The sequence below is a fragment of the Phycicoccus ginsengisoli genome (genome assembly GCF_054779295.1).
Window position 1 is genome coordinate 17,778 of sequence record NZ_BAAGYN010000003.1, and the last position, 13,691, is coordinate 31,468.

Below are 13,691 nucleotides of genomic sequence, written 5' to 3' on the forward strand. Positions count from 1 at the left end.
CGTCGACCGGCCGGCTCAAAGCGTGCGGAGCATGCGGGTGTTGCCCAGGGTGTTGGGCTTGACCCGTTCGAGGTCGAGGAACTCGGCCACGCCCTCGTCGTAGGAGCGCACCAGCTCGGCATAGACCTCGGGGTCCACCGCCTGGCCCTCGATGACCTCGAAGCCGTGCCGGGCGAAGAAGTCCACCTCGAAGGTGAGGCAGAACAGCCGGCTGAGCCCGAGGGCACGCGCGTCGTCCACCAGCACGTCGAGGAGCCGGCCGCCGACGCCCGTGCCCTTGGCCTCCGGGCGGACAGCAAGGGTGCGGACCTCGGCGAGGTCCTCCCACATGACGTGCAGGGCGCCGCAGCCGACCACGACGCCGTCGAGCTCGGCCACCCGGAACTCCTGCAGCGCCTCGTAGTACGTCACGGCGTCCTTGGACACCAGCACCCGCGACTCGGCCAGGGGCCGGACGATCTCCCGGATCGTGCGGATGTCACCCGCCCGGGCCGGGCGGACGACCAGGTCAGGCACTGAGGTGACCGTCCTTCATGTCCGCGAAGACCGACCTGGCCCCGCCGCCGAGGAGCACCACCGACTGCCCGTCGCGGGTGCCGACGTCCCCCGGCACGACCTTGTTGGGGATCCTCTCGGCAGGAGAGAGGTACAGGCTTGCCGACAGGTTGAGCACCTCCTCGACCGACAGGTCGGTCTGCAGGTGCGGCGCCATCCGGGAGAGCATCCTTGCGAGCTGCGCGGCCCCGGCCTTCTGGGCCATGGCGACGCCGGCCTTGATCAGGACGCCCTGGTTGGCCGAGCGGCCGAAGTCGCCGTTGGGCAGGTGCTTGCGCTCGCGCGCGAAGGCGAGGGCGTGCTTGGCATCGAGCCGGTTGGTGCCCGGCTTGACGATCTGGAACCCGTCGACGCTGGTGAGCGACTTGCTGGCGACCATGACGATGCCACCCAGGCCGGACACCATCGCCCGGAACCCCTTGAAGCCGGTGATGACGTAGCCGTCGATGGGCAGGCCGGAGACCCTGGACACGGCGTGCACGATGCCCGACACACCCCCGAAGACGAGCGCCGCGTTGATCTTGGCGTTGCCGCCGCTCGCGAGCGGCACCCACGAGTCACGCGGGATGCCGACGATGCCGCCCACGCCCTTGGCGGGGTCGACGCCGATGATGTGCAGGGCGTCGCCACGGCACTTGGTCACCGGCTGGGGGTCGCGGGCGTCCGAGCCGATGGCAAGGACGCGCATCGTCCTCAGCGCCGGGCGGCCGACCGACAGCGACGGCCACCAGCCCCCGACGACCGTCCAGCCCTTTGCGCCCTTGACCAGCAGCGTGAGGTCCTTGCCCGTCGTCACGGTGGCGATGGACGTCCCCTTCCACGTCCCGGTCGTGCCCACCACCTGCGGGGGCTGGGCGACCGGCTTGCGCTTGCCGAGGGCCGCGGCCACCGCACCCGAGGAGGCGACGCCCCCACCGAGGTACAGGGCAGTCAGCACGCCCAGCAGGTCGGCGGGCAGTCCGGCGCCGGTCACCCGGGGCTTGGGCGGGGCGGTCGTGGTCGTCGTCGACGACGAGCTCGGGGCCGCGGCCTTGGGCTTGGCCTTGGAGCAGGCCGCCAGCACGAGGGAGGCCGCGACACCGCCGAGGACCACGGAACGACGGGGGAGGTTCTCGAAACGCACGGTCTCCAGAGTAGGGGGGCGCAGGCTCCGTCCCGACCACGGGACACGCGAACGGCCTGGCTGACCGCGCCCGGACAGGCGAAGGGGCGGCACGGCGCAGGGGCGGCACGGCGAAGGGGCGGCACCCCGTTCGGGTGCCGCCCCTTCGTGGCCTTCCGGTATGCCGCGTGGTCGCCCACGCGGCATACCGGCTGGTGCGTCCGGCTCAGCTCTCGCTGGCGTCGCCCACGGTCTGCACGATCGGCAGGTCGAGGCTGCCGGGGTGCGGGGTGCCGGTGAAGGTGAACGTCTCCGCCTTGCCCTCGCCCTCCGTCGCGACCAGGACCAGCTCGCCGGCCTTGAGCTCGCCGTAGAGGATCTTCTCGGACAGCACGTCCTCGATCTCGCGCTGGATCGTGCGCCGCAGCGGACGGGCGCCGAGGACCGGGTCGTAGCCCTTCTTCGCCAGGAGGCTCTTGGCGTCGATGGTGAGCTCGATCCCCATGTCCTTGTCCTTGAGCCGCTTGTCGAGCTTGGCGATCTCGAGGTCGACGATGGCGACGATCTCCTGCTGCGTGAGCTGGGGGAAGACGATCGTGTCGTCGACGCGGTTGAGGAACTCGGGGCGGAAGTGCTGCTTGAGCTCGTCCTGGACCTTGTTCTTCATCCGCTCGTAGTCGCTGCGGGAGTCGGGCCCGGCGGAGAAGCCGAGCGAGACGCCCTTGGCGATGTCACGGGTGCCGAGGTTCGTGGTCATGATGATCACGGTGTTCTTGAAGTCGACCATCCGACCCTGGGAGTCGGTGAGCCGGCCGTCCTCGAGCACCTGCAGCAGGCTGTTGAAGATGTCCGGGTGGGCCTTCTCCACCTCGTCGAACAGCACCACCGAGAACGGCTTGCGCCGCACCTTCTCGGTGAGCTGGCCGCCCTCCTCGTACCCGACGTAGCCGGGAGGCGAGCCGAACAGCCGCGAGACGGTGTGCTTCTCGGAGTACTCGCTCATGTCGAGCTGGATCAGGCTGTCCTCGTCACCGAAGAGGAACTCGGCGAGCGTCTTGGCCAGCTCGGTCTTACCGACACCGGTCGGGCCGGCGAAGATGAACGAGCCACCGGGACGACGCGGGTCCTTCAGGCCGGCACGGGTGCGGCGGATCGCCTGGGACAGCGCCCTGATGGCGTCGTCCATGCCGACGATGCGCTTGTGCAGCTCGTCCTCCATGTGGAGCAGCCGCGAGGACTCCTCCTCGGTGAGCTTGAAGACCGGGATGCCCGTGGAGGCAGCCAGGACCTCGGCGATGAGCTCCTCGTCGACCTCGGCCACGACGTCCATGTCGCCGGACTTCCACTGCGACTCGCGCTCGGCCTTCTGGGCGAGCAGCTTCTTCTCGTCGTCGCGCAGGCGCGCAGCCTTCTCGAAGTCCTGCCCGTCGATGGCCGACTCCTTCTCGAGCCGCACCGAGGCGATCTTCTCGTCGAACTCGCGCAGGTCCGGCGGAGCCGTCATCCGGCGGATGCGCAGCCGCGCGCCCGCCTCGTCGATCAGGTCGATCGCCTTGTCCGGCAGGAACCGGTCGTTGATGTACCGGTCCGCGAGGTTGGCCGCCGAGACCAGCGCGGCGTCCGTGATGGACACGCGGTGGTGCGCCTCGTAGCGGTCGCGCAGGCCCTTGAGGATCTCGATGGCGTGCGACAGCGTCGGCTCGGCCACCTGGATCGGCTGGAACCGGCGCTCGAGCGCCGAGTCCTTCTCGATGTGCTTGCGGTACTCGTCCAGGGTCGTCGCGCCGATGGTCTGCAGCTCGCCGCGGGCCAGCATCGGCTTGAGGATGCTGGCGGCGTCGATCGCGCCCTCGGCGGCACCCGCACCCACGAGGGTGTGGATCTCGTCGATGAACAGGATGATGTCGCCGCGCGTGCGGATCTCCTTGAGGACCTTCTTCAGCCGCTCCTCGAAGTCACCGCGGTAGCGGCTGCCGGCGACGAGCGCGCCGAGGTCGAGGGTGTAGAGCTGCTTGTCCTTGAGTGTCTCCGGGACCTCGCCCTTGACGATGTCCTGGGCCAGGCCCTCGACGACCGCCGTCTTGCCCACACCGGGCTCGCCGATGAGGACGGGGTTGTTCTTGGTGCGGCGGGACAGCACCTGCATGACCCGCTCGATCTCCTTCTCGCGCCCGATGACCGGGTCGAGTTTGCCCTCGCGGGCGGCCATGGTGAGGTTGCGGCCGAACTGGTCGAGCACCAGCGAGCCGGCAGGAGTGCCCTCCTGCTGGACGCCCGCGCCGACACCGGCGGTCGCGCCACCCTCCTTGCCCTGGTAGCCGGAGATGAGCTGGATGACCTGCTGGCGCACCCGGTTGAGGTCCGCGCCCAGCTTGACGAGGACCTGGGCCGCGACGCCCTCGCCCTCGCGGATGAGGCCGAGCAGGATGTGCTCGGTCCCGATGTAGTTGTGGCCGAGCTGGAGAGCCTCGCGCAGGCTCAGCTCGAGGACCTTCTTCGCACGGGGCGTGAAGGGGATGTGGCCGCTCGGGGCCTGCTGGCCCTGGCCGATGATCTCCTGGACCTGCTCGCGGACCGACTCCAGCGAGATGCCGAGGCTCTCGAGAGCCTTGGAGGCGACGCCTTCACCCTCGTGGATGAGGCCGAGCAGGATGTGCTCGGTCCCGATGTAGTTGTGGTTGAGCATGCGCGCCTCTTCCTGCGCGAGCACGACCACCCTCCGGGCCCGATCGGTGAACCGTTCAAACATCTCTTCTGCTCCTGCCTATCGAGATCATCTCGATGCTATCCGTGCTGCCTGACCGTGGCGCGGTCCATTCGGCGACCGATACGGGATCGGGACGAACGGACCAGTCCTCCCGCGTCCGAACTGCGGGCCGGCCACGTGGCTCACCGTGCGCAACGCGGCGGTTCTCCGGCCTGTTCCCGGGGCTGAGTCGGGTCCGCTCCATTCCGCCGTGGGCGGACACGCCTGCCGTCGGCAGCGTCACGCGGCGGGCCCCTTCCTGCGGACCTCCTCGACCTGCTCCATCGCCGTGCGGAGCTCGCCGAGCCAGGCGTCCGACCGCTCGCCGACGAGCTTGACGCACCAGGCGAGCGCGTCGGCCCGCGAGCGCGCGACCCCGGCCTCGACGAGGGTGTCGAGCACCCGGCGCTCCGGCTGGCGCAGCCGCGTCATCACCGGCGCGGCGAGGTGCGTGAAGAGCGACTCGTGGCCGCCGACCCGCACCCCCCAGCTGACCTTGCGGCCGGAGAGGTGCTCGAGCTCGCGGGCGATCTCGACGCGGCGCTCGCGGGTCTCCTCGCGGAAGGTCTTCGCCCGACCCCGGGCCGCCACCTCGCGGTCGGCGTCGTCGGTGTCGTCGGGCAGCTCCGGGGCGGCGAGGTCGCCCCAGATGATGAGCTCGTCGCGGTCGCGGGCGACCTCGACGGGGCCGGTGAACCATTCCTGCGGCAGCCGGCCGGCGAGCCAGGCCTCGGCTGTTGTTCGTGTTGTCATGTAATCATGATTACCCAGCAACGCCATTCGGGGAAGGCGTGCGGCGTCCGCCCACGGCGAACGGGGCGCAGAGGGACAAACTTGTTCATCACGACGTCTCCGTGAAGAAGTTCCAATCCGTTCTCCACCGGGGTGCGAACGACGGGCACCAGGCACCCGCCGGGGGTTGCCTCGTCGAAAGGAACTGTCATGAGCGCTACCAGGAGCACGACCCTCCGCGCGGTCCTGGCCGCCGGAGCCGTCGCCGCCGGGACCGCCGGCCTCGCCGCGCTGCCCGCCCAGGCCGCCTCCACGGCCACGGTCACGGTGGTCCACGGCATCCCGAAGACCCCCGTCGACGTGTACGTCGACGGGAAGAAGGCCCTGTCGGACTTCACCTTCAAGACCGTCACCGACCCCATCAGCCTGCCGGCCGGCTCGCACCAGATCGCCGTCCGCCCCGCCGGCGCGGCCAGCGGCTCGAAGCCGATCCTCACCCTCGCCCCGAACCTGCCGGCCGGCGCCAACGCCACGGTGGTGGCCTACCTGACCGCGGACGGCAAGCCCGCCCTCAAGCCGTTCGTCAACCCGACGACGGCCGTCCCTGCCGGGATGGGTCGGGTCATCGTGCGGCACACCGCCGCCGCCCCCGCGGTCGACGTGCTCGCCGGCGGCAAGCCGATCATCACGAAGCTGACCAACCCCAACGAGTCCATGCTCATGGTGCCCGCCGGCACGGTCTCCGCCTCGGTCGCAGCGGCCGGGACCACCAAGCCCGTCATCGGCCCGGTCGACCTGCCGGTGACCGCAGGCAAGACCCTCGTGGTCTACGCCATCGGCAGCCTCCAGGACGGCAGCCTCACCGCCGTGACCCAGAGCTACGCGAGCGGCGGCAGCTCCGCCCCCGGCTCGGTCAACGCGGGCACCGGCGGCCAGGCGGGCGACCGTGGGCCGGCGACCGCGCTGCTGGTCCTCTCCGGCCTCGCGGGCGCCGCCCTCGTGGTCGGCGGCTCGCGCCATCGGGCGACCGCGACCGTCCGGCGCTGACGCAGCGAGCCCAGACAGCACGGACAGCGCAGACAGCACCGTGAGCGACACCGGGCGCCGGTCAGGGCGGGGCATCCTCCCCGTCGTGGCCGGCGTCCTGGTGCTCGCGGCCACCGCGGTCGGGGTCGCCGTCAAGCTGTCCGACCGGCCCCTGCCGGACGCCGGGTCCCTCCCCGTCGCCGCGCGGACCTCGTCCTCGACCCCGTCGTCCTCGACCCCCTCGTCCACCACCGAGACCTCGGCGCCCGGGCCCAGCACCCCCGTGGGTGACCCCACGCCAGCACCGACCGCCCCCTCGAACGGCCTGACCATCGCGCCCGACCGCTCGTTCGAGCCCACGACCCTGCGCGTTCCCGCCATCGGCGTGGTCGCGCCGGTGGTGCCGACGGCGGTCGACGGTCGGGGGGCACTCGGCATCCCCGACGACCCGCGCCAGGTCGGCTGGTGGTCCGGCGGCGCCGCACCGGGGTCCCCCTACGGCACCACGCTGCTCGCAGGTCACGTCGACTCCGCGAGCAAGGGCCTCGGCAGCCTCGTCGACCTCAGCCGCACCCCCATCGGCGCGCGGGTCACGGTCAGCGGGCCCGGCGGCGCCAGCCAGGCCTACCGGGTCGTGGCCCGCCGCTCCTACCCGAAGGCGACCCTCCCCGTCCGCGAGCTCTTCCGCCAGGACGTGCCCGCCCGGCTGCTGCTCATCACGTGCGGCGGCCAGTTCGACCGCAGCACGGGCCACTACGAGCGCAACGTCGTCGTCTTCGCCGTCCCGGCCTGACGAAGGGAACGACCGGCGGCTTCCCTCCTGCCCGTGACGGTGACATGCCGAACGGGGCTCGCTCGGAACCGTTTCGCCTCCAGCCCTCGGGCGCGCACCGCAATCGGGCCCGCGCGGAACCGCTTCCGCCCGAGGAGGCGCCGTGCGCCGGGAATCGGACCCGTGCGGAACCGTTTCGCACAGGGGGAAGGCGGGCGGGGCGCCGAGGGGACGACCGCGCGCTCGACCTGGGGGGCAGGGGCGCCAGGCTCAGCGCAGGTGGCGCTGGTCGCTGATCCGCCTGGCCTTGCCGAGCGACCGCTCGAGGCCGTGCGGGTCGAGCACCTCGACCCGCACGGTCACGCCGATCCGGTGCTTGATGCGGCTGGCGAGCTCGCGCGCCATACCGGCCCGCCCGTCCGCGCTCGACGACGCGGACGCGGCCTCGACCTGGACGGTCAGCTCGTCCATCCGCCCCGGCCGGGTGAGCACGCACAGGTAGTGCGGCGTGAGGCCCTCGACCGTCAGGATCTGCTCCTCGACCTGCGAGGGGAACACGTTGACCCCGCGGACGATCATCATGTCGTCGGTGCGCCCGGTGATCTTGGCCATCCGGCGGAACTGCGGGTGCGCGGTCCCCGGCATGAGCGTCGTGAGGTCGCGGGTGCGGTAGCGGACCACGGGCATGGCCTGCTTGGTGAGCGACGTGAAGACCAGCTCGCCCTCCTCGCCGTCCGGGAGCACGTCGCCGGTGATCGGGTCGACCACCTCCGGGTAGAAGTGGTCCTCCCAGACGTGCAGGCCGTCCTGGGTCTCGCCGGACTCCTGCGAGACGCCGGGGCCCATGACCTCGGACAGCCCGTAGATGTCGACGGCGCGGATGTTGGAGCGGCGCTGCACCTCCTCGCGCATCGCCTCGGTCCACGGTTCGGCGCCGAAGATGCCGATCTCGAGCGAGGTGTCCTTCGGGTCGACCCCCTGCGCCTCCATCTCGTCGAGGATCGCCAGGAAGTACGACGGCGTCACCATGATCACCCGCGGGCGGAAGTCGACGATCAGCTGGACCTGCCGCTCGGTCATCCCGCCGCTGACCGGCACCACCGTGCAGCCGAGCCGCTCGGCCCCGTAGTGCGCGCCGAGCCCGCCGGTGAACAGGCCGTAGCCGTAGACGACGTGCAGGACGTCACCCGGCCGCCCGCCCGCCGACTCGATCGAGCGCGCCATGACGTCCGCCCAGGTGTCGATGTCGTCCCGGGTGTAGCCGACGACCGTGGGCCGGCCCGTCGTCCCGCTCGAGGCGTGGATGCGCACCACCTGCTCGCGCGGGACCGCGAACATCCCGAACGGGTAGTTGTCGCGCAGGTCCGCCTTGGCCGTGAACGGGAACCGCGCCAGGTCCGACAGCTCCCGCAGGTCGTCGGGGTGCACGCCCGTGTCGTCGAAGGCCTTGCGGTAGTGCGGGACGTTCTCGTAGGCGTGGCCCAGGCTCCAGCGGAGCCGCTCGAGCTGCAGGGCACGGAGCTCTTCGACGGTGGAGACGACGCTGTCCATGCCCGTCATCCTCGCACCGGCCGGTCCGCGCCGGTATGCCGTGTGCCCCGGGCGGTGCGCCCCGCCCGCGCCCCGCCCGCGCCCCGTCCGCGCCCCGTCCGCGCCCCGCGAGGGTCCCGCTCCGGGCGGCTCCCCACCTGGGAACTTCCGGTGAAACCGCTGCACCCGTGTCGCGCCGCGACGTTCGGACGTACGCTCGCAAGGGTGGACCGGCTGGGGCTCCCTTCGGTCGACCGCGAGCCCAGGGGGGAGACGGTCGACCCCTCGCCACGCCGCCCGTGGCACGACCGGCTGCCCCGTCCGCGCGGCCGGGCCCTCCTCGCCACCCTCGTCCTCCTCGTAGGGCTGCTGGCGCTGGGGACCTGGGCCATCACCCGCGGGCCCGACACCCCTGCGCTCACGAGGGCGGACGTCGACAGCGCGGTGCGCAAGGGCGTCGCCGACGCCCAGCAGAAGGCGCGCCAGGCACCACCCGACGCGGCCACGGCATACGACACCGCGCGGCCCTCGCTCGTCACGGTCGAGGGCAGGCTGCCGGACGGCACGTCCACCGGCGCAGGCACGGTCATCGCGCAGGACGGCTCGGTGCTGACCGCGCTGCACGTCGTCGCCGGGGCCACCGGCGTGCAGGTCACCTTCGCCGACGGCACCACGTCGCCCGCGACCGTCGCGAAGCAGGACGCGTCCGCGGACATCGCCGTCCTCACGCCGAGCGGGCTGCCGCAGGTGCTCGTCCCCGCCGTCCTCGGTGGCGGGGTGGAGGTGGGGGACGCGGTGTTCGCGCTGGGCAACCCGCTGGGCCTCACGCACTCCCTGTCGGCAGGGGTCGTCTCTGCGACCGGCCGCACCGTGGAGGTCGACAAGGGCCGGACCCTCAAGGACCTCATCCAGTTCGACGCCGCCGTGAACCCGGGGAACTCCGGCGGCCCGCTGCTCGACCGGGACGGGCAGGTGGTCGGCGTCGTCACCGGCCTGGCCAACCCCTCGCGACAGGGCTTCTTCGTCGGCATCGGCTTCGCCGTGCCCATCGCCACCGCGGGCGGCGCCGCCGGAGCCCCGCCCCAGTGACCGCACCGCCCCGTCCGCACGACGGCGACCACCCCACGACCCCCGAGGAGCACGGCATGGACCCGCACCGACCCGAGGCCGGCGGCCAGCACCCGCTCGAGCAGGCGCTCTACGAGGTGAAGAAGACCATCGTGGGGCAGGACCAGCTGCTCGAGCGCATGCTCGTCGCCCTCCTCGCCCGCGGCCACCTGCTCGTGGAGGGCGTGCCGGGCCTGGCGAAGACGATGGCGATCAAGACGCTGGCCCAGGCGATGGGCGGGCAGTTCCAGCGGATCCAGTTCACGCCCGACCTCGTGCCGGCCGACGTGGTCGGTACCCGGATCTGGAACCAGAAGGAGGGCGACTTCCAGGTCTCGCTGGGGCCGGTCTTCGCCAACCTCGTCCTGGCCGACGAGATCAACCGGGCCCCCGCCAAGGTGCAGAGCGCCCTGCTCGAGGTCATGCAGGAGCGCCAGGTCACCATCGGCCGGCAGACCTTCGGGGCACCCGACCCGTTCCTCGTCATGGCGACCCAGAACCCGATCGAGTCCGAGGGGACCTACGCGCTGCCGGAGGCGCAGGTCGACCGGTTCATGCTCAAGGTGCTCATCGGGTACCCCTCTGCCGCAGAGGAGTTCGTCGTCGTCCAGCGGATGACCACGACCTTCGAGAAGGCCCAGCAGGTGCTCACGACGGAGCAGCTGCTGGAGTACCAGCAGCGCACCGACCGGGTCTACGTCGACCCCGCCGTGGTGGAGTACGCCGTGCGGCTCGCGACGGCGACCCGCTCCCCCGGCGACGTCGGGCTCGGTGAGCTCGCGCGCTACATCTCCTTCGGCGCCAGCCCGCGCGCCTCGATCAACCTGGTCCTCGCGGCCAAGGCGCTGTCGTTCCTGCGCGGCCGCGACTTCGCCCGTCCCCAGGACGTGCGCGACCTCGCCCGCGACGTGATGCGGCACCGGCTGGTCCTGTCGTACGAGGCGCTCGCGGAGGGCATCTCCGCGGACGACCTGCTCGGGCCGGTCCTCGACGCGGTCGGTATGCCGGACGTCCCGCTGCGCGACCGCCGCCACCACTCCAGCGAGGCACCGTGGACGCCGCAGCCACGCTGAGCCCCGAGAGCCTCCTGCGCCGGCTGCAGTGGCGCGTCGTGCGCCGGCTCGACGGCCGGCTGCAGGGCGACCTCCGCACGCTGTTCCGCGGCAGCGGCCTGGACTTCACCGACCTGCGCGAGTACGAGGCGGGCGACGACCTGCGGCACATCGACTGGAACGTCACGGCGCGGATGGACACGCCCTACGTCCGGGAGTACGTCGAGGACCGCGAGGTCACGGCCTGGCTGCTGCTCGACCGGTCCGCCTCGATGGCGTTCGGGCCGGTGGACCGGCAGAAGTCGCTGGTGACGACGGAGGTGGCGATCACGCTGGCCTACCTGCTCGCCCGGAGCGGCAACCGGATCGGCGCACTGCTGCTGGACTCGGGCGTGCGCACGATCCCTCCCGGCTCGGGGCGCAACCAGGTGCTGCGCATCTCGCGAGCCCTGCTCGAACCCCCTCATGAGCCGGCGGACAGGGCCACCACCGACCTCGGGGTGCTGCTCCACGCGGGTCTGGGCGTCGCCCGCCGCCGCTCCCTCGTCGTGGTCGTCTCCGACTTCATCAGCCAGCCCGGATGGGAGCGGCCGTTGTCGCTGCTCACCCGTCGCCATGACGTGGTGGCCCTGCAGGTGGCCGACCCGCGCGAGACCGACCTGCCCTCGGTGGGGATGGTCTACGTCGAGGACGCCGAGACCGGGGAGCAGATCTTCGTCGACACGAGCGACCCCGTCTTCCGCGAACGGATGGCGACGACTGCCCGGGAGCGGCAGGAGAAGCTGGTCGCGGCGGCCCGTAGGGCCGGCACCGACCTGCACCGGGTTGGCACCGACGACGACCTCGTGCGCTCCCTCGCCCGGATCTCCGAGCTGCGCCGCAGGAGGCGCGGATGACCTTCGAGTGGCCCCTCGCCCTGCTGGCCCTCCTGGCGGTGCCGGTGCTCGTCGTCGCCTACCGCGCCCAGCAGCGCCGCCGGGCGGCGGGCCGCGAGCGGCTCGCGGCGCAGGGCTTCGTGGTGCCCGACCACGCAGGGGTCGACCGCGGCCGGCACCTGCCCGCCGTGCTGCTGCTGGGCGCCCTGACGCTCCTGCTGGTCTCGCTGGCGCGGCCCGCCGCCACCGTCGCCGAGCCGCACCGGGAGGGGACGGTCGTCCTCGCCTTCGACGTCTCGACCAGCATGGGAGCCACGGACGTGACCCCCACGCGCCTCGATGCCGCCAAGGCCGCGGCGAGGACGTTCGTGCGCAGGCAGCCCTCGGCCGTCCGCCTCGGGGTCGTGGCGTTCGGCGACAGCGCGGTGGTGGCCCAGCAGCCCACCGACGACCGGACGCAGGTGCTGGCCGCCATCGACCGGCTCAGCCCGCAGGGCGGGACCTCCCTCGGGCAGGGCATCGTCGCGGGCCTGGGGGCCATCGCCGGCAAGCCGCTCACGCTGCCCTCCAAGGAGGACGGCGCCCTCGACGGGGTGGACATCGGCTACTACCGCTCGGCCGCCATGGTGCTGCTCTCCGACGGCGAGAACACCACGCCCCCCGACCCGCTGGCGGCGGCCGACCTCGCCTCCACGGCCGGGGTCCGCATCTACCCCGTCGGGCTCGGCAGCCCGAGGGGGACGGTGCTCAAGGTGGACGGCTTCTCGATCTCGACCGCCCTCGACGAGGCCACCCTGCAGCAGATCGCCCAGCGGACGGACGGCACGTACCGGTCGGCGTCGGACGCGGCCGCCCTCGCCAGGGTCTACGACTCCATCGACCTCGCGTGGACCACGCGCAGCGAGAAGCGCGAGGTGACGTCGTGGTTCGCGGCCGGCGCCGCGCTGCTGCTGCTCGCCGGCGCCGCCCTGTCGATCCTGCGCTCGGGGCGGGTGGTCTGACGTGCGCATCGGCCTCCCCTACGCCCTGCTGGCCCTGCTCACCGTGCCGGCTCTGGCGGCGGCGTACGTCTGGCAGCAGCGCCGTCGCCGACGCCAGGCGATCCGGTTCTCCAGCGTCTCCCTCCTGCGCGCGGCGCTGCCGCGGCAGCGCCGGTGGCGCAGGCACGTCCCCGTGGCCCTGGTACTGGCCGCGCTGGCTCTGCTGGCCGTGGCCGGCTCCCGGCCGCAGGTGCGGGCGCAGGTGCCGGTGTCGAGCTCGGCGGTCATCCTGGCGATCGACGTCTCGGGCTCGATGTGCTCCACCGACGTCCAGCCCAACCGGCTCACGGCCGCCCAGCAGGCGGTGCGGCAGTTCATCGAGCGGCAGGACGGCGACCTGCGCATCGGGCTCGTCGTCTTCTCCGGGTTCTCCGAGCTGGCGGTGGCGCCCACGACCGACCACGACCAGCTGCGACGCGCCGTCGACGGGCTGACGACGGGCCGGGGCACCGCCATCGGGTCGGCCATCCTGAAGTCGATCGACGCCATCGCCGAGATCAACCCCGAGGTCGCCCCGTCCGACAGCACGGCGGCACTGCCCCAGACCGACCCCAACCAGCCGGCCCCCTCCCCGACGGTGCCGGGTACGCCGACGCCCGGGGCCCCCGCGCCCGGCGCCCCTCCGAGCGGGGTCCGGACGGCGCCGGAGATCGTGGTGCTGCTCACCGACGGCGCCAACACCAGGGGCGTCACGCCTGCGGCGGCCGCCCAGCAGGCGGCCCAGCGCGGGGTGCGCGTCTTCCCGATCGGCTTCGGGACGACCCAGCCCACCCAGATGGTGTGCACCCGCCAGCAGCTCGGCGGCGGGGCGCTCGACGGTCCGCCCGGAGGCTTCGGCGGCGGTTTCGGCGGGGCCATCGGCCCGGGGGGGCGCAACTTCCTCGTGGTCGACGAGCCCGCGCTCGAGAACGTCGCCCGCACCACCGGCGGCCGGTACTTCAAGGCGGAGGACTCCGGCCAGCTGCAGGACGTGCTCAGGGACCTGCCGGCCCAGGTGGACCGGCAGGAGCGCACCGTGGACGTCAGCGTGGGCTTCGCGGCGCTGGCCGCGCTGGTGCTCGTCCTCGGCCTCGCCCTGTCGTGGCGGTGGGCGGTCCACCCGCAGTGACCCTGGAACCGCAGTGAGGCTGGAACGGCAGTGAGGCTCGAACGGC

General features: G+C 72.5%; 12 protein-coding genes. 7 read left to right on the plus strand and 5 right to left on the minus strand.

Translation table 11 applies throughout. The annotated features are described in order from the left end of the window. Window positions 1-15: 15 nt before the first annotated feature. The 4 genes from ACYVDO_RS05250 to ACYVDO_RS05265 all read right to left on the minus strand — a co-directional run bounded on the left by ACYVDO_RS05250 (window position 16) and on the right by ACYVDO_RS05265 (window position 5,156). Window positions 16-516, minus strand: coding sequence for an amino-acid N-acetyltransferase (locus ACYVDO_RS05250; protein ID WP_460933470.1), 501 nt, complete (start codon window positions 514-516; stop codon window positions 16-18). After that, on the minus strand, window positions 509-1,678 hold the full coding sequence (locus ACYVDO_RS05255) for an LCP family protein (RefSeq protein WP_460933472.1): 1,170 nt from the start codon (window positions 1,676-1,678) through the stop codon (window positions 509-511). The genes ACYVDO_RS05250 and ACYVDO_RS05255 overlap by 8 nt, the downstream gene beginning before the upstream one ends. A 205-nt stretch (window positions 1,679-1,883) precedes the next feature. Further along, a complete protein-coding gene (locus tag ACYVDO_RS05260; protein WP_460933474.1) occupies window positions 1,884-4,406 on the minus strand; it encodes an ATP-dependent Clp protease ATP-binding subunit in 2,523 nt (840 codons plus the stop codon). Window positions 4,407-4,643: 237 nt separating this feature from the next. Beyond that, complete coding sequence (locus tag ACYVDO_RS05265) at window positions 4,644-5,156, minus strand: hypothetical protein (protein ID WP_460933476.1); 513 nt, start codon at window positions 5,154-5,156, stop codon at window positions 4,644-4,646. A 189-nt stretch (window positions 5,157-5,345) separates the two neighbouring features. On the opposite strand from ACYVDO_RS05265, the gene ACYVDO_RS05270 reads away from it, so the two are divergent. Continuing rightward, window positions 5,346-6,182: a DUF4397 domain-containing protein gene (locus ACYVDO_RS05270; RefSeq protein ID WP_460933478.1), complete on the plus strand. Its 837-nt coding sequence runs from the start codon at window positions 5,346-5,348 to the stop codon at window positions 6,180-6,182. Between the two features lie 40 nt (window positions 6,183-6,222). Continuing rightward, entirely contained in the window at window positions 6,223-6,954 is a 732-nt protein-coding gene (locus ACYVDO_RS05275) for a class F sortase (protein WP_460933480.1), read from the plus strand. A gap of 249 nt (window positions 6,955-7,203) precedes the next feature. Here ACYVDO_RS05275 and paaK read toward each other — a convergent pair whose 3' ends face one another. Then, a complete protein-coding gene (gene paaK, locus ACYVDO_RS05280; RefSeq protein WP_460933482.1) occupies window positions 7,204-8,493 on the minus strand; it encodes a phenylacetate--CoA ligase PaaK in 1,290 nt (429 codons plus the stop codon). Window positions 8,494-8,688: 195 nt separating this feature from the next. Between paaK and ACYVDO_RS05285 the strand changes: the two genes are divergently transcribed. Genes ACYVDO_RS05285 through ACYVDO_RS05305 form a run of 5 tightly spaced genes read left to right on the plus strand, consistent with a single transcriptional unit; the run spans window position 8,689 to window position 13,645 of the window. Further along, window positions 8,689-9,552, plus strand: a complete 864-nt coding sequence (locus ACYVDO_RS05285; RefSeq protein WP_460933484.1) for a S1C family serine protease — start codon at window positions 8,689-8,691, stop codon at window positions 9,550-9,552. A 56-nt stretch (window positions 9,553-9,608) separates the two neighbouring features. Then, complete coding sequence (locus ACYVDO_RS05290) at window positions 9,609-10,643, plus strand: AAA family ATPase (RefSeq protein WP_460933486.1); 1,035 nt, start codon at window positions 9,609-9,611, stop codon at window positions 10,641-10,643. Further along, the gene (locus tag ACYVDO_RS05295; RefSeq protein WP_460933488.1) at window positions 10,622-11,518 is read left to right on the plus strand and encodes a DUF58 domain-containing protein; all 897 of its coding nucleotides are present in this window, start codon (window positions 10,622-10,624) and stop codon (window positions 11,516-11,518) included. The genes ACYVDO_RS05290 and ACYVDO_RS05295 overlap by 22 nt, the downstream gene beginning before the upstream one ends. After that, window positions 11,515-12,498, plus strand: a complete 984-nt coding sequence (locus tag ACYVDO_RS05300) for a VWA domain-containing protein (RefSeq protein WP_460933490.1) — start codon at window positions 11,515-11,517, stop codon at window positions 12,496-12,498. Before ACYVDO_RS05295 ends, ACYVDO_RS05300 begins: the two co-directional genes overlap by 4 nt. Window position 12,499: 1 nt before the next feature. Next, window positions 12,500-13,645, plus strand: a complete 1,146-nt coding sequence (locus ACYVDO_RS05305; RefSeq protein WP_460933492.1) for a VWA domain-containing protein — start codon at window positions 12,500-12,502, stop codon at window positions 13,643-13,645. Window positions 13,646-13,691: the final 46 nt, after the last annotated feature.